We start from the raw sequence: 23548 nt of genomic DNA, 5'->3' as shown, positions 1-23548 counted from the left end.
GTCGCCGGCCATTCCATCGCCGCAATCAAGATCGCGATCAATGCGGGGCGACGCGCCCGGGTAGCGAAGATGCCGGTTCTCGTCTGTTTCGTCAGGCTGATGTCGACTGGCTTAGAGGAGAGGGGCATGACCCACGACGATCGAGGTGTTGAAAACCGCGACGCCGTGCTCAACCGTGAGTGCTTCTGCATCACGCTGGATCGTGCCAGCCTCGTTGCGGCGATCCAGGCCGAAGCGCTGGACGCCGACCTCGCAGCGGCTCTGCTGGACGGCCGGCCGCACCTTTTCGCCGAAATGCCGGTGTTCCTCGCGCGCGCGGATCTGGACGCCATGCTTGCGGTCGTCGATGCGATCGAGGCGGCGGCCAGCGACCCCACCTATCAGGCGGCGGTGATGGCCTGGGCGCCCGAAATCGCGCGGCATGACTTCGGGCCCCGCGGCGTCTTCACGGGGTACGACTTCCATCTCGGCGCGAGCGGGCCGAAGCTGATCGAAGTCAACACCAACGCCGGCGGCGCCTTTCTGAACGCCTTCCTCGCCCGCGCCCAGGGTGCGTGCTGCCGCGAGGCGCGAGACGCGATTGAAGCGACGCCGGCCGCGAATTTCGAGGCGGCCGTGTGGCATATGTTGGAGCAAGAGTGGCGGTCTCAGGGTCGCGCCAGTCAGCCGCGCACCCTCGCCATCGTCGACGATCGCCCGACCGAGCAGTACCTCTTCCCTGAGTTCCTGCTCGCCCAGCGCGCGCTCGCGCGGAGCGGCCTGAAGGTCAGGATCGTCGAACCTGCAGAGTTGTCCTTCGCCCACGGCCAGCTTCGGCACGGCGACGAAGCGATCGATCTGGTCTACAACCGGCTTGTCGACTTCGCGCTGGATGGCGAGCGACACCGGGCGCTACGTGACGCCTATGTGGCGGGCGCTGTCGTTCTCACGCCTAATCCGCGCAACCACGCCCTCCTGGCGGACAAGCGGAACCTGACGGTGCTGTCCGACCCCGCCGCGCCCGCCGGTTGGGGACTGTCGCCCGCCCAGCGGCGCAGTCTCTCGGCGGTGCCTCGAACCATCCTGGTGAGCGCAGAGACCGCGCAGGAGCTGTGGTCGGCTCGCAAACGCTACTTCTTCAAGCCGGCCGGCGGCCACGGCGGCAAGGCGGTCTATCGCGGCGACAAGATAACCCGCGGGGTCTGGGAGGAGATGCAGCGCGGCGGCTATATCGCCCAGGAACTGGCCGTCCCGACCGAGCGGCGCATTAGAATCGACGGCGAGGTCCAGGCGCTCAAGCTTGACGTACGTCTCTACACCTACGCCGGCTCGCCGCTCCTCGCCGCGGCGCGAGTCTATCAGGGGCAAACAACGAACTTCCGCACGCCGGGCGGCGGCTTTGCGCCCGTCTTCGTCACCTGAACGGGCGGAGAGCGGGCGCAGCTTTGATCTGGGGCAAGGGCGCGGCCGGCGGGGCGCGTATTCTGTAGCAGGGAGCGGAGGGCGCATGGCCAAATTGACGCTGACGTCGCTAGGCGGCGCGGGAACGGTGACGGGCTCGAAGCACCTGCTTGAGCTTGGGGGGCGAAGCCTGCTCGTGGACTGCGGGCTGTTCCAGGGTCTGAAGGCCCTGCGCCTCAAGAACTGGGAGCCGCTGTCCCGCGAGGCGGCCTCCATCGACGCCGTGGTGTTGACCCATGCGCACCTCGATCACTCCGGCTACCTGCCACGGCTGGTGCGAGAGGGCTTCCGAGGCCCAATCTACTGCTCGGCGGCAACGGCCGATCTGGCGGAACTCCTGCTGCTGGACAGCGCCAAGATCCAGGAAAGCGACGCCGAGTTCGCGAACCGGCATGGCTTTTCCAAGCACAAGCCCGCGCTCCCGCTGTACGGCAAGCATGACGCCGAACGCGCCATTGGCCAGCTCCGGCCCGTCGCCTTCGGCAAACCGGTGGACCTTGGACATGGCGCCACGGCCACGTTCCGCTACGCGGGCCACATCCTGGGCGCCGCAACCGTCGAGATTCGATGGGGCGGGAAGACCGTCGTCTTCTCGGGGGACCTCGGCCGCTACGACGATCCGATCACGCCCGATCCCGAGCCCGTGCCGCACGCCGACTACCTGATCGTGGAGTCCACCTATGGAGACCGTCGCCACGATCCGGTGGCGCCAGCGCAAGCGCTGCTGCAGGTGATCGAGCGCACGACCGCGCGGGGCGGCACTGTCGTGATTCCGGCGTTCGCCGTCGGGCGCGCCCAGGAGCTGCTCTACCTGCTATCGAAACTCAAGCAGGATGGGGCGCTGCCGTTGACGCCCATCTATCTCGACAGTCCCATGGCGACTGATGCGACCGATCTTCTGTGTCGCCATGGGGCCGATCACAAGCTGAGCGAGGATGTCTGCCGGGCATCTTGCGAGGTCGCGACCTATACGCGCGACGTCGAGGAGTCGAAGGCTCTAAGCCACAACAGCATGCCCAAGGTGATCATATCGGCCAGCGGCATGGCGACCGGCGGGCGCGTGCTGCACCATCTGAAGGCGTACGGCCCCGACGCCCGCAACACCGTGCTCTTCTCAGGCTATCAAGCGGCCGGAACCCGCGGGCAGGCGCTACTCGGGGGCGCCCGCGAAGTGAAGGTCCACGGGCAGTGGATCCCCATTCGAGCCGAGGTGGCGAACCTCCCGATGCTCTCGGCCCACGCGGACGTGGACGAGATCATGCGGTGGCTGGCCGGCTTCAAGCGCCCGCCGGCCCGGACGTTCATCGTCCACGGGGAGGATGACGGCCCAGTCGGACTGAAGGCGCGCATCGAGGCGGACCTGGGGTGGGATTGCACGATCTCCGCTCAGGACGAAGCCTACGGCCTGTCGTGACTGTGGAGGCGCAACCCCGTTCTCCCACACCGACCCTGAAGGCTCGGCGGCTGGGACTGTTCACCCAGGACGACGCCGTCGTTCTCATGCGTTCGGACTGCCACGTCTGCCGCTCCGAGGGTCTCGGCCCGCGCTCGCAGGTGTCGCTAATGGCGAATGGGCGCGAGGTGCTCGCGCTTCTCTACCAGGTGTCCGACGGCCTTCTTGGCCATGGGGAAGCGGGCCTGTCGGAAGCCGCCTGGGCGCGGCTGGGCATCGCCGAGGGGGCGGAGCTCACCGTGCGCCATCCGCCGCCCCTCGGCTCCCTCTCGGCGGTCCGGCGTCGGATCTACGGACAGCGGCTCGATCTGGCGGCGCTCCAGTCGATCGTCAGGGACGTCGCCGCCGCACGCTACACGGACGTTCACCTTTCCGCCTTTCTCACTGCCTGCTCGGCGCTCCCCCTGGACCTTGAGGAGACGGTCGGCCTCACGCGCGCGATGATCGAGGTCGGCGAGCGGCTGACCTGGCCGTCGCCGATCGTCATCGACAAGCACTCGGTCGGCGGGCTTCCGGGCAATCGCACCACCCCGATCGTCGTGGCCATCGTCGCGTCGCACGGTCTGCTGATGCCGAAGACATCGTCGCGCGCGATCACCAGTCCAGCCGGAACGGCTGACACCATGGAGACGCTCGCGCCCGTCGACCTGGACGTCGCGGCCATGCGGCGCGTGGTGGACCGCGAGGGCGCCTGCCTGGTGTGGGGCGGCTCGGTCAGCCTCAGCCCCGCCGACGACATCCTCATCCGGGTGGAGCGGGTGCTGGACATCGACACGCGAGGCCAACTGATCGCCTCGGTGCTGTCGAAGAAGATCGCCGCCGGATCGACCCACATCGTGATCGATATACCGGTGGGCGCGACGGCCAAGGTCAGGACCGACGACGCGGCGGCCGAACTCGCCGCGGAGCTGACCGAGGTCGGGCGCGTGTTCGGCGTGGAGCTGCGGTGTGTCATGACCGACGGCGTGCAGCCGGTCGGGCGCGGGATCGGTCCTGCGCTGGAAGCGCACGACGTTCTGGCCGTGCTGAAGAACGACGCCCAGGCTCCGCAGGACCTGCGGCGGCGCGCCTGCGTGCTGGCCGGCGCCGCGCTCGAACTGGCCGGCCGAACCGCCGCCGGGACAGGCTTCGCGCTTGCCGAGACGACCCTCGCGGACGGCCGGGCGTGGGCGAAGTTTCAGGCCATTTGCGAGGCTCAAGGCGGGCTGCGGCAGCCGCCGAAGGCCGCCCTGACGCACCCGGTTTTGGCATCCCGCGCAGGGCGGCTGACAAGCATCAACAACCGGACCCTAGCCAGGCTGGCCAAGCTCGCGGGCGCCCCGGACGCCAAGTCGGCAGGGGTCATGCTGCACGCGCGACTGGGCGACGACGTCGCCCAGGGACAACCGCTCATGACCGTGCACGCCGAAGCGGAAGGCGAATTGGCCTACGCGCTCGAATTCGCCGCGGCGAACCCCGACATCGTGCAATTGGAGGCCTGACATGCGTCTCATGCTGGCTCTGCCGGGCCATGAAGCCTTCGCCGCCAAGCTCGCTGAAGCCGCCGGCGCCGAGCTCGGGCGGCTCGAGACGCGCCAGTTCCCCGATGGCGAGCACTACGTTCGCATCTTGGACAACCCGGCCGGCCGCCAGGTCGACATCGTCTGCAGCCTGGTGCGCATCGACAGCGTCATCCTGACGCTCCTGTTCGTCGCTGCGGCCGCGCGTGAGCAGGGCGCCAAACGGGTGACGCTGGTCGCGCCGTACCTCGGCTATATGCGCCAGGACAAGGCGTTCAAGGCGGGGGAGGCGGTGACGTCACGCGCGTTCGCGCGACTGCTTTCGGGCGCCTTCGACCGGCTGATCACCGTCGATCCCCATCTACATCGCTTCAAGGCCCTCAGCGACCTCTACACCATCCCCTGTGTGACCCTGCATTCGGCCGACCTGCTCGGCGCCTGGATCCGTTCCGAAGCCCCAAATGCGCTGGTGATCGGACCGGACAGCGAGAGTGAGCAATGGGCTTCGGACGTGGCCGCGGCCGCTGACGCCCCGGTGGTCGTGTTGCGCAAAGAGCGGTTCGGCGATCGCGACGTCAGGATCACCTTTCCCGACCTCACCGCATTCGCCGGCCGTCAGCCGGTGCTGATCGACGACATTGCGTCGTCCGGCCGTACCTTGACGGCGGCGGCCCGCGAGCTCGGCTTGCGGGGGTTCCCGCCCCCGATCTGCGCCATCGTGCACGCGATCTTCGGGGGCGACGCCCTGACCGAGGTCGCCGGCGCTTCGGCGCGCGTCGTCTCCACCGACGCAGTGCCGCACGCCACGAACGCCATCTCCGTGGCCCCGCTCATCGCGACCGTCCTGCGCGAGGAAGTCGCTGATGTCTGATCTCGACCTGGTCCTTCGGGTCGTCGCCGCCGCGGCCGTGGGCTTTCTGATCGGGCTCGAGCGGTCCCGACGGATCCGCTTCGTCGGCGCGCGCACTTTCGCGTTGATCGCCACAGCCGGCGCCATGGCCGGCATCATCGCCATGCGGCTCCACAGCGACGACGCGCGGGTCATCAGCACCGTGCTCCAAGGGGTGCTGATGGGGGTCGGATTCGTCGGCGCCGGCGTGATCATGCACCCGGCCTGCGGCCGCTCGATCCACGGCGTGACGACCGCCGCAGCGGTCTGGGTATCCGCGCTCGCGGGCTTCGCCGCCGGCCTCGGGGAGTGGCTGCTCATGGCGCTGGGCGCTGGACTGACCTTTATTCTCTTGATGGCGCCGGAGCCGTTCGCCGCCAAGACCCCGGCGGCGGAGGAAACGAAGGACAAAGCCCCGCGCCGCTAGCGCACTGGCGCGGTCGCGCCTGCGCCTCTCCGGCCGGCGTCACGCTACGATCGATTGGAGGTCGCCATGCCGAGAGCCAAGTCCGTTGGACCATCGCTGACCGGGGCCGGTGGCGGCGCCCGGCCCCAGGTCGGTGCGTTCCGCCATCGCCGCGAGGCGACCGCTCGGACGCCCGCGAGGCCGCGGGCCGTGTTCGACCGCCTGGACGACCAGACCCGGTTGGCCGAGCACATGGGCCGACCGTCCGTGATGATGGGCGGCGGTCGTATGACCTACGAGTTCGACGCGGGGCGTGGCCAGGCGGTGGGCTCGCACATCCGCATGGGCGGCGCGGCGTTTGGCTTGTCGCTCTTTGTCGACGAGGTGGTCACGGTCCGCGACCCGCCGCACCGTAAGGTCTGGCGCACAACGGGGGAGCCGAGGCTCCTGGTCATCGGCGGATACGAGATGGGCTTCGCCATCACCGAAGAGGGGGCCGGTTCGCGCCTGTCCGTCTGGATCGACTACGCCCTGCCGAGCCGGGGGTGGGCGAGGTGGCTTCCAGCCCTTGCGGGGCTTTACGCGCGCTGGTGCGTGCGTCGGATGGTGATCGACGCCGTCCAGCATTTCGCGTCGACCGAACGACAGTCGGCGTAGCGAGGGCTCACGTATGCGATGGCTGGCCAGCGCGCAGGCTCATCTCACATCGACGAAAGGGCTCGCCGCCGCCGTGCTCCTCATCCTGACGAGCTGCTCCGCAGAGCCCGGCGGCCCGCGGTCTGGCGAGGTCGCGCCTGCCGCCGCGGCGGACGAAATGGGGGAACCCCACGACCAGTCCGCCTTCGGGAAGGACCCGTCGCAAACCGACATCATGTCGCCGGACGAACCCGATTTGCACCCGGCGCCGCCGGCGGACGGGACCCGTCCGCGCTAGAGCTTCACGCTTCGTAGCCGCAAGGCGTTGGTCACCACGCTGACGCTGGACAGCGCCATGGCCGCCGCCGCGATCGCCGGCGAGAGCAGCCAGCCAAACACCGGGTAGAGGACGCCGGCCGCTACCGGCACGCCCGCCGCATTATAGACGAAGGCGAAGAAGAGGTTCTGGCGGATATTCCGCATCACGGCGCGGGACAGCCGCCGCGCCTTGACGATCCCCTGCAGATCGCCCTTCAGGAGGGTCACGCCCGCGCTCTCAATGGCCACGTCGGACCCCGCGCCCATGGCGATCCCAACTTCGGCCGCCGCCAGCGCCGGCGCATCGTTCACGCCATCTCCCGCCATCGCCACCTTGCGGCCCTCGGCGCGGAACTTCTCGACCACGGCCGCCTTGTCCTGCGGTAGAACCTCGGCCTCGACTTCGTCGATGCCGAGCTTGCGGGCCACGGCGAGCGCCGTGGTGCGGTTGTCGCCGGTCATCATGACGAGCCGCACGCCTTCGGCCTTCAGGAGGCGAACGGCTTCAGGCGTGGTGGCCTTGATGGGGTCTGCGATGGCGAACACCGCTGCAGCCTGTCCGTCCACCGCCATGAAGATTGCCGTAGCGCCGTCAGTGCGGAGCGACTCTGCCTGACTATCGAGTTCGCCGGTGATGACCCCCTGTTCCTTCAGAAACTTGCCGGATCCGAGCACCAGACGCCGCCCGTCGATCGAGCCCAGAACGCCCTTACCGACGGGCGAGTCAAAGTCGGACGGCTCTGAAAGGCTTAGCTTGCGATCGCTTGCGGCGCGGAGGATGGCGTCCGCGAGGGGATGCTCACTGCCACGCTCGAGGCTGGCGGCCAGGCGAAGCACTTCGGCTTCGTCCCAACCCGCGGCGGGCACGATGGCGGTGACCGCTGGCCGCCCCTCGGTGAGAGTTCCGGTCTTATCGATCACCAACGTGTCTATCTTTTCGAACCGCTCTAGGGCTTCGGCGTTTTTGATGAGCACGCCGGCCCCGGCGCCGCGACCGACCCCCACCATGATCGAGATCGGCGTCGCCAGTCCAAGTGCGCACGGGCAGGCGATGATCAGCACCGAGACCGCCGCGATGAGGCCGAAGGCAAACCTCGGCTCGGGACCAAAGACCCCCCAGCCGGCGAATGCCAGGACAGCGATCACGATCACCACTGGGACGAACCAGCCCGAGACTTGGTCGGCCATGCGCTGGATCGGCGCCCGAGAGCGCTGGGCCTGGGCGACCATGTGGACGATCTGCGACAGCAGGGTGTCGGCCCCGACCTTCTCGGCCCGCATCACGAAGGAGCCGGTCTTGTTGATCGAGCCGCCGACGACCTTGTCGCCCGCTTCCTTGGTCACGGGCATCGATTCCCCGGTGACCATCGACTCGTCGATCGAGACGCGGCCGTCCACGACCTCGCCGTCGACGGGGACTTTCTCGCCCGGCCGCACCCGCAGCTGGTCGCTCACCAGGATCTGGTCGAGCGTGACCTCTTCGTCAGTCCCATCCGTCCGGACCCGTCGCGCGGTCTTGGGCGCGAGGTCCAGCAGGGCCTTGATCGCACCCGAGGTCTGCTCGCGGGCCCGCAGTTCCAGCACCTGACCCAGCAGCACGAGGACCGTGATCACGGCCGCGGCTTCGAAGTAGATTGCAACGCTGCCATCGGTGCGCCGGAACGCCGACGGGAAGATGTGCGGCGCCAGCGTGGCCACGACGCTGTAAGCCCAGGCCACCCCGATCCCCATGGCGATGAGGGTGAACATGTTGAGGTTGCGAGTCCGCAGGGACGCCCAGCCCCGTTCGAAGAAGGGCCAGCCGGCCCACAGCACGACGGGGGTCGCCAGGGCGAGCTGCACCCAGTTCGACGTCGTGGGCGAAATCCAGCGGTGCAGATCGAGAACATGCGCGCCCATCTCGAGCGCGAGAACGGGCAGGGTGAGGACGAGACCCACCCAGAACCGGCGGGTCATGTCGATCAGCTCGGGGTTCGGACCGCTGTCGGCGGTCGCGGTTTCCGGCTCGAGCGCCATGCCGCAGATGGGGCAGTTGCCCGGACCCTCCTTTCGGATCTGGGGGTGCATCGGACAGGTGTAGATCGTCCCTGCCGGCGCCGCAGCGGACGGGCCTTCATCCTTGGTCAGGTATTTCGCCGGATCGGCGACGAACTTGGTGCGGCACCCGGCCGAACAGAAGTGGAAGGTCTGCCCCGCATGCTCCGCGTGGTGCGGCGTGGTCGCCGGATCAACCGCCATGCCGCAGACCGGGTCGGTGACCGCCACGTCAGCCGCCTGGCGGTCCCTGGGGTCAGCATGATGATGGTGGGTATGGCCTTGACCGCTCATGGGGCCTCCTGTTCGGCGTATATATACCCCAGTGGGGCATGGATCAAATCGCGGCTTTCTGTATATTGCCGCACCGAGCGGCGGAGGCTTTGATGGAACGCACGAACAAGCCACGTCTGATCAATCGGCTGAACCGGGTTGAAGGGCAGGTGCGAGGCATCTCCCGCATGGTGGAGCAGGATCGCTACTGCCTCGACATCCTGACGCAACTGCACGCCGCGAGGGCGGCGCTGCGTCGGGTTGAGGGCGAACTCGTGAAAGACCACCTCGAACACTGCGTCGCTGGTGCGATGGCGGCCAGCGGCGACGTGGCGGAGCGCGAACAGAAGACAGCCGAGCTGGTCGAGCTGATCGGCAAGCTCCGGAACTGATGGCGCTGGCGTCCCGCCGCAGCGGCGCTTGATCGATATCAAGGTTGGGTTTGGAGGGAACGCTAGGGTTTGGCATATTTCAATCGAGGGCACGGCGAGCCGCTGTCCGCCGACCAGCAAAGGACACACCCATGCGTACCCTATTCGTCGCCATCGCGGCCCTCGGCCTCGCCACCGCCAGCCAGAGCTACGCGCAGCCGGAACACGGGGATCACAAGGCCGCGGCCGACGCCACCGTTTCGGTCAAGGATCCCGCCAACCCAACCCACGAAGAGTGCAAGAGCGTCATGGGCCGGAAGATGGACGGCCGCGTCATGCATGACCACGCCTCCATGAAAGGCACTCCCGGGGTCATGAAGATGAAGCCGCTCAGCAAGGCCGAGATGGATAAGATGCACGGAAAGTGCGCCGCAAAGATGGCTGAAGCCAAGAAGTAGGAAAGCGGCCGACCGGCTGCGCCCTTCATGCTGCAGCCGGTCGGCCTCACTTTATCTGCCGCTTCGTTGACCCACCGACAGGACGCGACCCATGACCCATCTCTTGCCGCCCCGTCTGCTAAAGGCCTTGGCTGGCTCCGTCGCCTTGGCGGCGATCGGCCTGGCCGGGTGCGAGCAGAAGACGGAGGCTCCGGCGCCCGGCGCCCCGTCGCCCGTCGCCACGGCTCCGGCGACGACGCCCGACGCCCCGGGCGAAGCCGGCGAGCATCATTCCAGTTCGTCTGAAACCCTAGAAGAGGCTCGCGCCGAGGGGCACCGTGAAGGGATGGAGATGGAACGCGATGCGCATGAGCGCGGAATGGAGATGGGCGCCAAGGCGCATGCCGACGGCATGGGCGCCAAGAACGACGGCTCCATCCCGATGAAGAAAGCGGATCCGCCGATGAAGATGGACGGACACATGTAGGTGGCGCCGTCGGGTCCGGCCCTGTGCATTTCTGCCGTAGCGCACGAGCACGGGATGTTAATGACGCTTAGCCCGGAGCCGCCCACTGACGAACTCCCGTGCGTTTCCCATCTCCGGCAAGCTAGCTGTGAGGCTTCGCGTGAGCGTCACTGCGCTCCCATGATGAGTTCACCCCCACCCGCTTGAGCCCGGAAAAGACGAGCGGCAATACGCACGCGGAAGGCTGCTCCCTCGGTTTTTCAGTTCTACGGACAAAAGATTTCGCTCCTCGGCCCGTGCGGCGGAACGGAACTCCAGAATGAGGGTTCAGCGGCCATCCACCTGCATAGGATGACGGCCATGCACGCCCATGAAATAATAAGTACGCACCCCCAGGTGCGCGGAAACACAAACGACAGCCTGATCCGCTGCATCGAGGAATGCTTCGACTGCGCTCAGAGCTGCACGTCGTGCGCCGATGCCTGCCTGGGCGAGCAGATGGTCGCGCAGCTGACCCAATGCATTCGCCTGAACCTCGACTGCGCCGACATTTGCACGGCCGCTGGCCACATCGCATCACGCCGCACCGGCTCAAACGAACCGATCATCCAGAGTGTGCTGAGGGCATGCGAGGAGGCCTGCCGGCTCTGCGCGGAGGAATGCGACCGTCACGCCAGCATGCATGAGCACTGCCGCATCTGCGCCGAATCGTGCCGGCGCTGCGAACAGGCCTGTCAGGCCGCCCTCCAGACGTTTCACTGATCGCAAAAGGCTCCCAGATGAAAATGATCGCCATCGTTGCGGCTGGGGCCGCGCTGCTCGCCGCACCGGCCCTCGCTCAGCAGAGCGGCGCCAGCATGCAGCACGGCCAAATGGCCAAGCAAGACTACATGAAGGGCATGCAGGACATGCATCAGAAGATGATGGCTGCCAACGACGCCGATGCCGATCGGGCCTGGGCGCTCAAGATGATCGAGCACCATAGGGGGGCGATCGCGATGTCCGAGGCGGTGCTGAAGCATGGCGACGACGCGGAGGCCAAGCAGATGGCGCAGAAGTCGGCGGAGATGCAGCGCAAAGAGATCGCCGAACTGCAGGCCTGGCTCGACAAGCATGGCGGTCGCACACCGAAGCCTTAAGCTGATCCGCCGCGTGGCGGGCCCCTTACGCCCGCCCAAACCGTTTAGCTCAATCGTCCTCCTTAGTGTTAGACGTCGGGTGGCTGGGAGGCTGGCCGCATCTGCGCCCGTGCTTCAGGGGCGGGCCAAAGACGATCCGCCCAGCGGCGAATCCAAGCACGCGCCGGACCTTCGAACAGGAGGTGAAGGGCGATGGCCGCCAGAAGCGACAGCGCCAGGAGCGCGGCTACCTCCCACCAGCCGAGTACATAGCTGCTGTCGCGCCCCTGGGCGCCCGACCAGACGCCCTTCCAGGCGATCAGGATGGGCATGTGGACGAGATAGAGCGCGTAGGAGGCTTCACCCCCGAGGCGGGGCCAACGCGCCTTGAGGACACCCTCGGCCCGTACCTTCGATAGCATAGCCAGAGCCAGCACCAGCGGGCCCGCCGCGGCGACGACCCATCGGTCATCGGCCTTCAGGTGCATCAGCGCGACGAGAAGGATCGCCGCCGCCCAGGCGAACAGGAGGGTGGCCTGCCGGCGAAGAAGCAGGCGTTCGCCCAATCGGTATAGGGCCACGCCGTAGAGGAATTCGGGGATGATGCGCAGGATCCCCATGTTCGCCTCAGCATGAACCAGGATGCGACCGAAGACGGCTTGATAGATCTGGTCGAGGGCAAGGAAGATCAGGGCAGTTAAGGCCAGGAGCAGGATCGGTCGGCGGCGCAGCTTCAAACCGGCCCAGGCGAAGGCGGGGAAGGTCAGGTATGCGAACCACTCAGCCGACAGCGACCAGGACGGACCGTTCCATTCGGCTTTCACCACCTCGGGAAGCCAGGCGTGGACGAGGAGCAGTGTCGTGACGAGGCCGGCGGGATTGTAGAGATTGCGGTCGAACTCAGCGCCCACCAGGCTCGCCGTCGTGACCATGACCAGCACGAAGGCGAGTACGGCAAGGTGCGCCGGGTAGATTCGGGCGAAGCGGGCGACCAGGAACCTGCCGTAATTCATCCGGTTTCCGGCCATCGCATCGCGATAGGCGTGGGTCAGGACAAAGCCGGAGAGGATGAAGAAGGCGTCGACCCCGAGTCGCGCCCGGTCGAAGAACCCGGTCGACGACATGGCGTCCCAAGGCCACTGCAGCTGATAGTGGAAGAGCACCACCCCCAAGGCCAACAAGAAGCGTACGCTGGTAAGAGCCGGGAGATCGGCTGGAAACACGCCTCCAGCCTCGCGCGCTTCGCTTTCGCGACGAACCATTGCAGCCCCCCAGCTCCCGACCTCTATAGGACATACGCGGGACGGCGCCGCCGGCCCTCAGTTGAGGGGAGCCCACCAGATCCTGCGTATAGAGTCATGACGGATGATCGGGGTGTTGCGATGGACGACAGACTTGATGACGAACTGAGAGCGCTTCGATCGGAGCCGCTACCCGCCGGCTACGAGAGCCTGGAGGCGAGGGTCTGGCAGGGCATCGAGCGCGTGCGCCAGGCGCGGGCGGCCGCCCCAACGCTCCTGGCCGTACGGGCCGCGGCCGTCGTCGGCGCGCTGGGATTGGGCGTGGCGAGCGGCGGCGCGACTGCGGTCGCCGTGGCCGCGCAATCCCAGGAGGTGTCCGCCTTCTCCACGAAGGCGGAGCTCGCCCCCTCCACCCTCCTGGATCACCACGGATGAGTTTCTTCAGCCGTGGGCTGATCCTCACGCTGCTCCTGACGGTCATCGCGGCCGTCGGGGGAACCTGGATTGGCGCGCGTTACATCTATGACCAGCGCCACCAGCCTTCGCTGCATGAGTTCGTCCACGAAGAGCTGAAACTCGCCCCCGAGCAGAGGAAGAGGCTGGATGTGCTCGAGCAGGACTTCGCGGTTCGTCGTCGGGCGCGGGAGGCCGAGCTGCGCGCCGCCAACGCCGAGCTCGCCCGGGCCATTCAGGTGCGTCACGAGTATTCGCCGGAGGTGAAGGCCGCGGTCGAACGGTTCCACGACGCCATGGGGGCCCTTCAGAACGAAACCATCCTGCACGTCCTGGCGATGCGCACCGTGTTGACGCCGGACCAGGCTGCGCAGTTCGACAAGCGTGTCGCTGAGGCCCTCACTGAACAGGCGCCGTGACGCTTCAGGAAGAGACGGACGCCGATCTCGTCCAGCGCGCGCGGGGCGGGGAGGATCGGGCGTTCACCACGCTCATGCGTCGGCACAAGCCGTCGCTGTATGGCTTCGTGCGCCGCTACGTCGGCGACGCCGACGCGGCTGTCGATGTCGTGCAGGAGACCTTCGTAGCGGCGTGGAAGGCGCTCGCGCGTTTCGACGATCTGCGGGCGTTCCCGGTCTGGCTGCGCGCCATAGCCCTCAACAAGTGCCGCGATCGCGCCCGCCGTCTGGCGGTTCGTCGGTTCATCCTGGGAGAGAAGGACGACCAATCAACCGAGGCGCAGGCGCAAGCGGATCCGGCGCCCGACGGGGAGGAGTCGGTCGTTGCGGCGCAGCGCCGGGCCATCGTCCAGAAAGCCGTCGACCGCCTACCGATCAAGCTCAAAGAGCCGCTGCTACTGACCTATTTCGACGAGCTCACTCAGCAGGAAGCCGCCGCGCTCCTGGGGGTGACCGTCAAGACCGTAGAGACGCGCGTCTACCGGGCCCGCCAGCAGCTTGCGGAGCTTATCGACCGATCGGCGATTTAATCCTCAGAAGTTCAGGGGCAAGCGCCCCGAGCTGCGTAGAGTTTGTGTGGGCGGGGCGCTTGACCTTCCCGCGGTGGGAAGCCCTATCACCTCGTCTATTGTTCCGATCGTAGGATTTCGAATGTCCAGGCCACGACCTGACCTTGACCGCCGCGCCCTGATCAAAGGCGCGGCCATCCTCGGGGGCGGAGCGGCGATCAGCTCGCTGCTGCCCGCCTGGGCGCAGAGCGCGACGCCCGGCCAGGTGTCGACCCTGCCGACGCTTTCCGGCGAGGACATCAAACTGACGATCGGCCACACACCGATCACGATCGACGGCAAGCGTCGCCATGCCGTGACGATCAATGGGACCGTGCCCGGTCCGCTCATTCGTCTGAAAGAAGGTCAGCGGGTCCGGATCGCGGTGACGAACACCCTCGATGAGGACACCTCGATCCACTGGCATGGGCTGCTGGTGCCTTTCGAGATGGACGGCGTTCCGGGGGTCAGCTTTCCCGGCATCCGCCCCGGCGAGACCTTCGTCTACGAGTTCCCGATCATTCAGTCAGGCACCTACTGGTACCATAGCCACTCGGGTCTGCAGGAGGCGGAGGGCCACTACGCCCCCATCGTCATCGAGCCGGCGAAGCCCGATCCCGTCGCTTACGACCGCGAGCACGTCTTGGTGCTAGCCGACCATAGCGAGATGCACCCGCACCTGATTTTCAAGCGGCTGAAGCAGCAGGGCGGGGTCTTCAATTATCAGCGCCAGACGATCGCCGGCCTGCTTGCCGGCAAGGACCAAACCCTCGGCGAACGGATCGAATGGGCCAAGATGCTCATGGATCCGACCGATATCTCGGACGTCACCGGCGCGGTGATGACCTTCCTCGTCAACGGCCACGGCCCCAAGGACAACTGGACCGGGCTCTTCAAACCCGGCGAGCGGGTGCGCCTGCGCTTCATCAACAGCGCCGCGCAGATGGTCTTCAACGTCCGCATTCCCGGCCTGAAGCTCACGGTCGTCGCCGCCGACGGCCAGAACGTCCGCCCTGTCGAGGTGGACGAGTTCCAGATCGGCAACGCGGAGACCTACGACGTGATCGTCCAGCCGACGGAGGATCGCGCCTACACGATCGTTTCGGAGGCGATCGACCGCTCTGGCATGGGACGGGCGACACTGGCGCCCCGTGCCGGCATGAGCGCGGCCGTGCCGCCGCTACGTGAGCGACCCATCCTGACCATGAAGGACATGGGCATGGACATGTCGGCGCACGCCGGCATGGGCGCTACGGGCATGGCTGGAATGGACCATTCCAGCATGCCGGGGATGGATCACGGGGCCATGCCGGGCATGGCGGCCGCCGGGCCGCCGCCCGGCATGGCGCCGCCGCGCCAGCGTGGCTCGGATGTGATGGGCGACATGGGCGGCATGGACATGAACATGCTGGACTGGTCGAAGGCCCCTCAAATCAAGAAGGGGCCGGGCGTGCAGATGATCGCGCCCATGCCGATGGATCGCACCGGCGATCCCGGCCTTGGGCTGGAAAGCGTCGGTCATCGGGTGCTGGTCTACAAGGACCTCATCGCGCTGGATCCCAACCCCGACCCCAGGCCGCCGGATCGCGCGATGGACATCCATCTCACCGGCAACATGGAGCGGTTCATCTGGGGCTTCGACGGCTGGAAGTTCAGCGAGAACCCGCCGGCCTATTCCTTCCGGGCCGGTGAGCGGGTGCGCGTCACCCTCGTCAACGACTCGATGATGACGCACCCCATCCACTTGCACGGGCACTTCTTCGAACTTGTGCACGGGCCGGTCGGCTATCTGCCTCGCAAGCATACGGTGAACGTGATGCCGGGCGGCAAGGTGTCGTTCGATTTCACCGCCGAGGGCGGTGACTGGGCCTTCCACTGCCACATGCTCTACCACATGCACGCCGGCATGTTCCAAGTCTTCAAGGTGCGTCCGGTCGAAGGAGCGGCGGCATGATCCGGACCTCCCTCCTAGCCCTGGCGCTGGCCAGCTCGGCCACAGCCGCCGCCGCCCAGGCCGCCGATCCCCACGCCGGTCACGCGATGCCGCCGCAGCCCGCCGCGCCGGCGGATCCGCACGCAGGCCACGCCATGCGCGCCGCACCGAAGCCGTCGGCCGACCCCCATGCGGGCCACACGATGCCGGAGCCGCCGAAGGTCTCGAGCCCATCGCAGCCGACCCAAGGCGCCGCCTCAGCAGCACCCGTGGACCCCCATGCCGGGCACGCCATGCCCGGCCAACCTGCGGCTCCCGCCGATCCGCATGCCGGACACACCATGCCGGGCCCAGCGGACCCTCATGCGGGACACACGATGGCGCCGATGGAGGGCGGCCAGACCGCGACCGGCTTGCCTGTCGGCAATGCGCCGGCGCCGGCCGTGATCACCGACAACGTGGCCGATCAGGTCTTCGGGACGGGGCCGATGCAGCGCGCCCGGGGAATCCTCGCGCGCGAGCACGGGGGCGTACGGATCGCGAAGCTGATGCTCAACCTCGCAGAGTACCAATCCCAGCCACCGGGCGGCGGCTATCGATGGGATGTTGAAGGCTGGTACGGCGGCGACATCAACAGGTTTGTCTTCAAGTCCGAAGGCGAGGGCTCTGGAGGCGAGGGGGTCGAGCTCGCTGAAGTTCAGGCACTCTATTCCCGCGCAGTGGCTCGTTATACCGACGTGCAAGTCGGAGTACGTCGTGACTTCGGGTCCGGAAATTCGCGAACCTACGCGACAGTCGGGGTTGAAAGCCTCTTCCCCTACTGGTTCGAAGTCGAAGCCGCAGCGTTTTTGTCGGATCGCGGCGACCTGACTGGGCGGGTCGAGGGAACCTACGACCTGCGACTAACGCAGCGCGTGATCCTTCAGCCGCAGGCAGAGTTGAGGCTTTCGGCGCAGAAGCTCCCAAGACTCAACACTGGCTCCGGAATCACGCACGCAGAACTCGGGCTCCGCCTCCGCTATGAGATTCGCCGCGAATTCGCGCCTTACATCGGTGTAGCTTATGAGCGCGCCTTCGGGGGGACCGCGGATTTCCTGCAGTCTGCCGGGGAGGACGTCGAGAGCACGACGTTTGTGGTCGGACTTCGTGCGTGGTTTTAGGTTGGTCTGAGGTGAAGGCGACTGGAACAAGACGTCTCACGCCCGGCCAATAGGGCAGGTGTTGCCTGACGCGTTCGGAAGATAGGGAGGTTTGCAAGCAAGGCTTGCGCTCTCGGGAACAGCATCTCTCAGGAGGCTGACGTGAAAGACGCACACCACGGCGAGTCCGGCACGAGCGCGAAGGAGGGTCGGCATCACTATGTGATGCTCGCCATCAATCTGGCTCTGAGCCTGGCGGTTATGTATTTCGCCATGTTCACGATGATATTCGGCTGGGGCGAATTCATCCAGAACATCAACTTCTTCTACATGGCGCTCGTAATGTGGGCTCCCATGGCCATCATCATGTTGCTGACGATGAAGTCCATGTACATGAACGCCAAGCTGAACGTGGCCTTGCACGTCGCCTTCGCCGCCATCTTCGTGCTCTCGCTGATCGGCATCCGGGCGCAGGGCCTGGTCGGCGATCGCCAGTTCGTGCAGTCGATGATCCCGCACCATTCCGGCGCCCTGCTGATGTGCAAGGAAGCCTCGCTCAAGGATCCCGAGCTGCGCGCACTCTGCTACGGCCCCGGCGGCATCATCGAGTCGCAGACCCGAGAGATCAATCAGATGAAGGCAATCCTCGAGCGCCTTTAGGCGCGCCGGCGTCTTGACCTTCCCATCGTTGGAAGCCCTACCTGTTGCGGCGAGGCTTTGACCAGGAGGTTTCCATGCTTCGCTATCAAGTTGACGACATGAGCTGCGGCCATTGCGTGCAGGCGATCACCGCGGCGGTGAAGGGCGTCGATCCAGCCGCCCAGATCACTATAGATCTGCCGAGCAAGTCGCTGGAGGTCGCGACGACCGCGGCCGACTCGGCCGTGCGCGACGCCATTCGGGAGGCGGGCTACACCCCGCAGGAGGCTCGGAAGGCCGCGCCTACCGCGAAGGCGTCCTGTTGCGGCGGTCGGCGCTGACCCTTGGAGGCTGATAGTCGATGATACTTCGCCGTAACCTGCTTGCCGCCGCAGCAGCCGTCCTGGCGGCGCCGCACGCCTGGGCGGCCGCGCCGCCGCCCTTGACCGTCTACAAGACCGCGTCGTGTGGGTGCTGCAGGGGCTGGATCACCATCATGACCCGGGCGGGCTATCGGCCGAAGGTGGTCAACGTCGAAGACATCACGCCGATCGGAAAGCGTCATAGCGTCCCGTTCGAGCTCTCATCGTGCCATCTCGCCACGATCGGCGGCTACGTCGTCGTGGGCCACGTCCCGGCCGCTGACGTCGGCCGCCTGCTGAAAGAGCGGCCGAAGGCGCTGGGCATCACCGTACCTGGCATGCCGCTGGGCTCGCCCGGCATGGAGATGCCTGACGGACGCAAGGAGCCTTACCAGACGCTGCTTCTGCTGCCGGGCGGCAAGACGCGGGTGTTCGCGCGCCACGGCTGAGGGCTACACGCGAACGCGTGCCCCTTCGCACGCCTCCTGCTGCTTGGTGATGGCCGTGATCTCGCCTGAGCCATCCTTCAAGTCGGGTCTAAGGCGACCTTGTCATTCGGCTTGACGCTCTAGACCGGGCCGGGCGCGGCCTTGAAGTCCATGGTCATCGCCGCCAGCTCCCGGAACGGGGCCGTGGTCGATCTTAATCGTCTCTGCCGTCGACGGACTCCACGGTTCCGGGCCTCTCGGCGGTCTTGACGGTCGCGGAATCGGCCGTGTTCATTCGCGCCATGTCGCCGGTCTGGGCCGGGCTCGACAGACGCGCTGCGCCTAGCATCAGCCATAGGGGCCGCAAGAGGGTCTCCTCTGGAGAGAACAGGAGATGAAGCGGAAGCGTCGGCGGCCAGGGGCCGCCGACGCCCTCGCTCACCGCGCGCCTAAGGGGATGGGGGGTGCGCGGCGATCGCGATCAACGGGCCGGGCCGTTCTTGGGCGCCGGTGGCGCATGATCCCGCATCATGGTCATGCATTGCTCGCGCATGGCTTGGTCGCCCTTCATCATCGGACAGTCGCAGTCCCGCGCGGGGCGGGGTTGTGCCGCCGGCGGCTGAGCCATGCTGTAATTGCCGCCCTTGCCGTAGGGCTGGGCGGAGGCGGCGCTCGCGGCCGCGACGAGGCCGAGGGCCAGCGCCGCTGCCGTCAGGTGAATGCGATAGGTCATGGGAAACTCTCCCGAGTGGGATCGATCATCATGGCCGGACGGACTCCGGCCGGGTTCTGCACGCGATGCGCCGCCCTAGGGGCGGCGCAGGGGTCAGGCGATCGGTCTGGGAGGTCGTTCGAGGCGTCCGGGGTCGTGAGGCGTCAACGACGCCATCCGCCCAGGCGGCGGCGCGCCATGGTCAGGCTTCGCGAGGCTGACAGGTGGGGCGCTGGGGAGCGCCGCCGTCACGCCGCACATGGCCATGCAGGCGAGAAGGCAGCTCATGTCGTCGTGCTTGGCGGGCGCCTTGTCGTTGGCGGGGTCGCAGCAAGGGTCGGCCTTGTCGTCGTCGTGGTCCATCCCCGGCATGTCCGGCATGGCCATGCTCATCATCGCCTCACCATGACCCAGGCAAGTCGCCTGGGCCGCCGCGGCGGACGCCGGGCTGGCCAGGAGGCCGATCACGGCCAGAAGGGCGAGCAGTAAGCGCATCGTCCACGAGGGTAGCGCCACAGCGACCGTTGTCATCCGATTTCGCGTGTTGCGGCGGCGCGTCATGACTTCACATCGCCGCCGGCGGCGCCAGCGTGCCGAACCAGGCCACGAGAGCCACGATCCCGAGCGCAGCGGCGGTCTCCAGCGCGATGCTGCGGCGCAGATCCGCGAGCGCCGCGCCTTGCCGTGAGGGTTCGTCCAAGGCCAGGGCCAGGACAGGCGTCAGCCGGAAGCGGTTTGCGGCCGCCAGGCCGAGCATGGCCACGAACAGGAGGAGCTTGAGGCTCAAGAGCCGCCCATAAGAGGTGGTCCAAAGGCCGTCGATCCGATCCGCCCCGACCAAGAACCAGCTGTTGGCGAGTCCAGTCGCCACCAGGACCGCCACCAGCAGCGTGCCGATCCCTGAAAAGCCGTGCAGCGCCCGGTGCAGGGCGACCACCCCTGCCGGCGTGCGGCTGCGGGTGCGCAGGATCAGCGCGAAGGCCACGAGCGCGCCGATCCAGACGGCCCCTGCCCAGCTGTGAAGGATGTCGGAGACAAGGTGGATGACACCGCCTGGCCCCTCCGTCGCCGCGCCATGACCCATCCAGGCGAAGGTTGCGGTCGCGACAGTTCCGAGCGCGGCCGCGACGATCCAGCTGGCTCGCGCTGGCCTCAGCATCACGGCGAGGATCGTGGCCAGGAGGGCGACCCCCGCCCTAAGGACACCCGCCTTGCCGAGGTCCATGCTCGTCACCACGGCGCCGAGCGCCTCGGGTTTGAGTCCCTCCGCCATCGATCCGGCCAGCACGCTGGCCTGGGCCGCGATCCAGAGCAGCGTCGCGAGCGCCAGCAGCACGCCCGCGCCCGCCAGCAGCCTGCGGGCCCACGGCGCCTCCGCGGCCGAGCCCGGACCCGTGGCGGGGAGGGCATAGATGAAGAAGAGCGATGATCCCATGAGGACCATCGCCCCCGCATACTGCAGCAGCCTGAGGATGATGACCGCAGGCTCGAGCACGTCAGCCGACCTTGAAGGCCACTTCGCCGGTCATCTTATGGCCGTCGGCCGAGGCCGCGGACCACACGATCTTGTAGGCTCCATTGGTCAGCGCGCTCTGCGGCGTACCGGTGATGGACTTGCCGTCCTTGGAGACGGTCGTCTTCACCGGTACTTTCATGCCGCCATGCTCCGGCATGGTGAGCTCGAACTTGGAGAAGGCCGGTACGAGCTTTTCGTTGAAGGTCAGGGTGATGACCTTCGGCGCGGCCGCGACGGCGGCGTTGGCCGCCGGATTGGAACTCACGAGGTGCGCATGCGCCCAAGCCGGGCTGGAAGCGATGAGGGCGGTTGCTCCCGCAAGGGCGGCAAGTCCGAAAAGGCGGGTCTTCATTGGGGTCTCCCGACAAGGTGTCTGTGAACGTCTACGCATCTCAGCGCGCCAACCCCTCAAACTAGCCGCCGCGCCTGCACCGGGCGTGAATGAGTTCCCCACTTGAGAAGCAAGGCGCCTCCTCCGGTCGAAAGGCGACTCGCCCAGTCCTCGCCAGCGGTTGGGCTGAAGCGCGCAGAGAGCATGCGCACGTTAAGCGAGGGCTGGTGGTTCCGCGTCATATAGGGTAGGGGGGTAGCCTATGGCGCATACGACGAACAACAAAGAGCAGCTCTTGGCCCGGGTCCGGCGCATTGCCGGCCAGGTCGCCGCGATCGAGAGGGCCATCGCTGACGAAGCGGGCTGTTCGACGATCCTGCATCAGGCTGCCGGCGTGCGCGGGGCTGTTAACGGGCTGATGGACGAGCTGATTGAGGACCATGTCCGCGAGCACGTGGCCCGGCCCGACCTAACGGATGCGGACCGAGCTTCCGGCGCCGAAGAGCTGATCGCAGTCGTGCGCCGATACGCAAAATAGGAAGAGCCGCCTTGAATCTGTCAGCCTCAGACGAGGCCTTGTCCCACGACCACGTCTTCCTCGGCGAACGGCACGATGAAAATGCCCGACGCACGCTGTGGGTCGTGGCCCTAACCGCCGTGATGATGGTTGGCGAGATCATCGCCGGCAGTGTCTTCAACTCAATGGCCCTGCTCGCCGACGGATTCCACATGGCGACCCACGCGGGCGCTCTGGCCGTCGCGGCGGCGGCTTACGCCTACGCTCGTCGTCACGCGCGCAGCCGGCGCTTCAGCTTCGGTACGGGCAAGGTCGGCGATTTGGCCGGCTTCGCCTCTGCGCTTGTGCTCGCCCTGATCGCGCTCGCGATAGGTGTCGAATCCATCGTCCGCCTTCTCAATCCGCAGCCCGTGAGCTTCGGCGAGGCCACGCTCGTGGCCGTAGTGGGGCTCGCCGTAAACGTCGTGAGCGCCCTTCTCCTGTCGGGGGGGCACGATCACCATCATGGCCACGCTCACGTTCACGAGCATCCCGATGGCGGTGATCACCACGGCCACGCCTCCGATCGAGCGCACGCGCATCACGACAACAATCTCCGCTCTGCCTTCGTGCACGTCCTTGCCGACGCGCTGACCTCGGTGCTGGCGATCACGGCGTTGGTCGCCGGGCGATATCTTGGCTGGGTTTGGCTCGACCCTGTGATGGGCATCGTCGGCGCGGTCGTCATCTCCGTCTGGGCCTGGAACCTGATGCGCGACACAGCCGCCGTGCTGCTCGACACGGCTGATGCTCATCTGGAGGGCGAAGTGCGGGAGGAGGTTGAAGGGCTCGGGGACGCCAAGATCACGGACCTGCATGTTTGGCGGATCGGGCCTGGCGCCCACGCGGCAATCGTCAGCTTCACGGGCGCAGCCTCAGCCGCCGACGTACGCCAGCGTCTGCGCAGAGTGCATGAGCTGGCGCATGTTACGGTCGAACCCCGATGAGTTCGATAGCAAGAGGCCTTCACGAGAGCCTCCAAGCTGCGCGCCCCGTCGATACAATCGGAACCGGTCAGCGCCCTCAGCAGGGCCAAGACGGTTCTCGCGCAAGGTCACGTCGAACATCACCCCGAAGGCATCGCTTCGTGGCCCGGCAAGCGCGTGACAGATTCGATAGCCTATCCGGACTGGCCTGTGACGGTTCGCTGCTTATGCCCCGGTTGAGGAAGCCAGCATTATGCTGAGCGTTCTCGGGGACCGTACCTATCGGCACCTCTTCTTGGCCCAGGTCATCGCCCTGATCGGCACGGGCCTAGCGACCGTCGCGCTGGGTCTACTGTCCTACGATCTTGCGGGCGCGAACGCCGGCGCCGTGCTCGGCGGGGCCCTGGCGATCAAGATGATCGCCTTTATCGGGGTAGGCCCGGTTGTGAACGCCTTCGTCGACCGTCTGCCGCGGCGCGGCTTTCTGGTTTCGATGGACCTCGTCCGGGCCGCCGTGGCGGTCATGCTGCCCTTCGTGACCGAGGTCTGGCAGGTCTACCTGCTTATCTTTCTGCTGCAATCGGCCTCAGCGGCTTTCACGCCGACGTTCCAGGCCGCGATCCCAGACATCCTTCCCGAAGAGGAACGCTACACCCGGGCGCTGTCGCTCTCGCGGTTGGCCTACGACATGGAGAGTCTCGTCAGCCCCATGCTGGCGGCCGCCCTGCTGACCGTGATCAGCTTCCACTGGCTATTTGGCGGAACGGTTGTCGGCTTTCTCGCCTCCGCCGCCCTGGTGGTGTCGGTCGTGGTCCCGCAGCCGAATGAGGTGGCGCCGGTTCTCCGTACAGTTTGGCGGCTTGGCTAAGGTTGGTTCGGGTTCAGATTACGCCGCCAGTTTGTGCTCAGGGTTGGCCCTATCCGGGGCGAGCCCCGGATAGGGCGGCGCCTGGATTTGTCCATAGG

At 66.9% G+C, this 23548-nt stretch carries 27 protein-coding genes and 1 pseudogene; 22 read left to right on the top strand and 6 right to left on the bottom strand.

Annotated elements, in window-relative coordinates; translation table 11 throughout:
- Window positions 1–126 precede the first annotated feature (126 nt).
- The 6 genes from Q8K84_RS15550 to Q8K84_RS15525 all read left to right on the top strand — a co-directional run bounded on the left by Q8K84_RS15550 (window position 127) and on the right by Q8K84_RS15525 (window position 6344).
- A complete protein-coding gene (locus tag Q8K84_RS15550; RefSeq protein ID WP_305283618.1) occupies window positions 127–1401 on the top strand; it encodes a hypothetical protein in 1275 nt (424 codons plus the stop codon).
- An 85-nt stretch (window positions 1402–1486) separates the two neighbouring features.
- The gene (locus Q8K84_RS15545; RefSeq protein ID WP_257817709.1) at window positions 1487–2854 is read left to right on the top strand and encodes an MBL fold metallo-hydrolase RNA specificity domain-containing protein; all 1368 of its coding nucleotides are present in this window, start codon (window positions 1487–1489) and stop codon (window positions 2852–2854) included.
- Window positions 2806–4374 (top strand): thymidine phosphorylase family protein, encoded by a 1569-nt coding sequence (locus Q8K84_RS15540; protein ID WP_370867879.1) that lies wholly within the window; start codon window positions 2806–2808, stop codon window positions 4372–4374. Before Q8K84_RS15545 ends, Q8K84_RS15540 begins: the two co-directional genes overlap by 49 nt.
- 1 nt (window position 4375) lies before the next feature.
- A complete protein-coding gene (locus tag Q8K84_RS15535; RefSeq protein ID WP_293385237.1) occupies window positions 4376–5263 on the top strand; it encodes a ribose-phosphate diphosphokinase in 888 nt (295 codons plus the stop codon).
- Complete coding sequence (locus tag Q8K84_RS15530) at window positions 5256–5708, top strand: MgtC/SapB family protein (RefSeq protein ID WP_257835851.1); 453 nt, start codon at window positions 5256–5258, stop codon at window positions 5706–5708. Before Q8K84_RS15535 ends, Q8K84_RS15530 begins: the two co-directional genes overlap by 8 nt.
- A 189-nt stretch (window positions 5709–5897) precedes the next feature.
- A complete protein-coding gene (locus Q8K84_RS15525) occupies window positions 5898–6344 on the top strand; it encodes a polyketide cyclase (RefSeq protein ID WP_066680771.1) in 447 nt (148 codons plus the stop codon).
- Between the two features lie 273 nt (window positions 6345–6617).
- On the opposite strand, the gene Q8K84_RS15520 is transcribed toward Q8K84_RS15525, so the two are convergent.
- Entirely contained in the window at window positions 6618–8969 is a 2352-nt protein-coding gene (locus tag Q8K84_RS15520; protein ID WP_293385234.1) for a heavy metal translocating P-type ATPase, read from the bottom strand.
- 92 nt (window positions 8970–9061) lie between these two features.
- Here Q8K84_RS15520 and Q8K84_RS15515 point away from each other — a divergent pair, with 92 nt between their 5' ends.
- The 5 genes from Q8K84_RS15515 to Q8K84_RS15495 all read left to right on the top strand — a co-directional run bounded on the left by Q8K84_RS15515 (window position 9062) and on the right by Q8K84_RS15495 (window position 11361).
- Complete coding sequence (locus Q8K84_RS15515) at window positions 9062–9340, top strand: metal-sensitive transcriptional regulator (RefSeq protein ID WP_066680674.1); 279 nt, start codon at window positions 9062–9064, stop codon at window positions 9338–9340.
- Between the two features lie 131 nt (window positions 9341–9471).
- Entirely contained in the window at window positions 9472–9777 is a 306-nt protein-coding gene (locus Q8K84_RS15510) for a hypothetical protein (RefSeq protein ID WP_066680675.1), read from the top strand.
- A gap of 91 nt (window positions 9778–9868) precedes the next feature.
- On the top strand, window positions 9869–10243 hold the full coding sequence (locus tag Q8K84_RS15505; RefSeq protein WP_257835849.1) for a hypothetical protein: 375 nt from the start codon (window positions 9869–9871) through the stop codon (window positions 10241–10243).
- 339 nt (window positions 10244–10582) lie between these two features.
- Window positions 10583–10984 (top strand): four-helix bundle copper-binding protein, encoded by a 402-nt coding sequence (locus Q8K84_RS15500; protein ID WP_293395145.1) that lies wholly within the window; start codon window positions 10583–10585, stop codon window positions 10982–10984.
- A 17-nt stretch (window positions 10985–11001) separates the two neighbouring features.
- Window positions 11002–11361, top strand: a complete 360-nt coding sequence (locus tag Q8K84_RS15495; RefSeq protein ID WP_305283617.1) for a DUF305 domain-containing protein — start codon at window positions 11002–11004, stop codon at window positions 11359–11361.
- A 68-nt stretch (window positions 11362–11429) separates the two neighbouring features.
- Here Q8K84_RS15495 and Q8K84_RS15490 read toward each other — a convergent pair whose 3' ends face one another.
- The gene (locus Q8K84_RS15490) at window positions 11430–12563 is read right to left on the bottom strand and encodes an acyltransferase (RefSeq protein ID WP_305283616.1); all 1134 of its coding nucleotides are present in this window, start codon (window positions 12561–12563) and stop codon (window positions 11430–11432) included.
- A gap of 159 nt (window positions 12564–12722) precedes the next feature.
- Between Q8K84_RS15490 and Q8K84_RS15485 the strand changes: the two genes are divergently transcribed.
- The 8 genes from Q8K84_RS15485 (at window position 12723) to Q8K84_RS15450 (ending at window position 18562) form a co-directional block, all read left to right on the top strand.
- On the top strand, window positions 12723–13016 hold the full coding sequence (locus Q8K84_RS15485; RefSeq protein ID WP_257835846.1) for a hypothetical protein: 294 nt from the start codon (window positions 12723–12725) through the stop codon (window positions 13014–13016).
- Window positions 13013–13453 carry a periplasmic heavy metal sensor gene (locus tag Q8K84_RS15480; RefSeq protein WP_257817718.1) on the top strand — a complete coding sequence of 147 codons (441 nt, stop codon included), beginning with the start codon at window positions 13013–13015 and terminating at the stop codon, window positions 13451–13453. Before Q8K84_RS15485 ends, Q8K84_RS15480 begins: the two co-directional genes overlap by 4 nt.
- On the top strand, window positions 13450–14022 hold the full coding sequence (locus Q8K84_RS15475) for an RNA polymerase sigma factor (protein WP_305283615.1): 573 nt from the start codon (window positions 13450–13452) through the stop codon (window positions 14020–14022). Before Q8K84_RS15480 ends, Q8K84_RS15475 begins: the two co-directional genes overlap by 4 nt.
- Before the next feature lie 121 nt (window positions 14023–14143).
- Entirely contained in the window at window positions 14144–15994 is a 1851-nt protein-coding gene (locus tag Q8K84_RS15470; RefSeq protein WP_305283614.1) for a copper resistance system multicopper oxidase, read from the top strand.
- The gene (locus Q8K84_RS15465) at window positions 15991–17133 is read left to right on the top strand and encodes a copper resistance protein B (RefSeq protein ID WP_305283613.1); all 1143 of its coding nucleotides are present in this window, start codon (window positions 15991–15993) and stop codon (window positions 17131–17133) included. The genes Q8K84_RS15470 and Q8K84_RS15465 overlap by 4 nt, the downstream gene beginning before the upstream one ends.
- 204 nt (window positions 17134–17337) lie before the next feature.
- The gene (locus Q8K84_RS15460; RefSeq protein ID WP_370867880.1) at window positions 17338–17772 is read left to right on the top strand and encodes a DUF305 domain-containing protein; all 435 of its coding nucleotides are present in this window, start codon (window positions 17338–17340) and stop codon (window positions 17770–17772) included.
- 74 nt (window positions 17773–17846) lie between these two features.
- Window positions 17847–18092, top strand: coding sequence for a heavy-metal-associated domain-containing protein (locus Q8K84_RS15455; protein WP_257817721.1), 246 nt, complete (start codon window positions 17847–17849; stop codon window positions 18090–18092).
- Window positions 18093–18112: 20 nt separating this feature from the next.
- Complete coding sequence (locus Q8K84_RS15450; RefSeq protein ID WP_257817722.1) at window positions 18113–18562, top strand: DUF411 domain-containing protein; 450 nt, start codon at window positions 18113–18115, stop codon at window positions 18560–18562.
- A 460-nt stretch (window positions 18563–19022) separates the two neighbouring features.
- Here the strand turns inward: Q8K84_RS15450 and Q8K84_RS15445 are convergent, their stop codons facing one another.
- The 4 genes from Q8K84_RS15445 to copC form a co-directional block, all read right to left on the bottom strand.
- Window positions 19023–19274, bottom strand: a complete 252-nt coding sequence (locus Q8K84_RS15445; protein WP_066680695.1) for a hypothetical protein — start codon at window positions 19272–19274, stop codon at window positions 19023–19025.
- 93 nt (window positions 19275–19367) lie between these two features.
- A complete protein-coding gene (locus Q8K84_RS15440; protein ID WP_305283611.1) occupies window positions 19368–19814 on the bottom strand; it encodes a hypothetical protein in 447 nt (148 codons plus the stop codon).
- A gap of 4 nt (window positions 19815–19818) precedes the next feature.
- Entirely contained in the window at window positions 19819–20748 is a 930-nt protein-coding gene (gene copD, locus Q8K84_RS15435; RefSeq protein ID WP_066680699.1) for a copper homeostasis membrane protein CopD, read from the bottom strand.
- Window position 20749: 1 nt separating this feature from the next.
- Window positions 20750–21121, bottom strand: a complete 372-nt coding sequence (gene copC, locus Q8K84_RS15430) for a copper homeostasis periplasmic binding protein CopC (RefSeq protein ID WP_066680701.1) — start codon at window positions 21119–21121, stop codon at window positions 20750–20752.
- A 241-nt stretch (window positions 21122–21362) separates the two neighbouring features.
- On the opposite strand from copC, the gene Q8K84_RS15425 reads away from it, so the two are divergent.
- The 3 genes and pseudogenes from Q8K84_RS15425 to Q8K84_RS15415 form a co-directional block, all read left to right on the top strand.
- On the top strand, window positions 21363–21638 hold the full coding sequence (locus Q8K84_RS15425; protein WP_066680703.1) for a metal/formaldehyde-sensitive transcriptional repressor: 276 nt from the start codon (window positions 21363–21365) through the stop codon (window positions 21636–21638).
- Window positions 21639–21649: 11 nt separating this feature from the next.
- Window positions 21650–22603, top strand: a complete 954-nt coding sequence (gene dmeF / locus Q8K84_RS15420; RefSeq protein ID WP_305283610.1) for a CDF family Co(II)/Ni(II) efflux transporter DmeF — start codon at window positions 21650–21652, stop codon at window positions 22601–22603.
- Between the two features lie 232 nt (window positions 22604–22835).
- Window positions 22836–23399, top strand: a pseudogene (locus tag Q8K84_RS15415) (MFS transporter); the annotation flags it as partial.
- Between the last annotated feature and the right edge of the window lie 149 nt (window positions 23400–23548).

Origin of the sequence: Phenylobacterium sp. (assembly GCF_030679875.1) — a bacterium.
GTDB lineage: Bacteria > Pseudomonadota > Alphaproteobacteria > Caulobacterales > Caulobacteraceae > Phenylobacterium.
The sequence above is the reverse complement of the archived record's forward strand: the minus strand, read 5'-3'. Positions and strand labels throughout refer to the sequence as shown.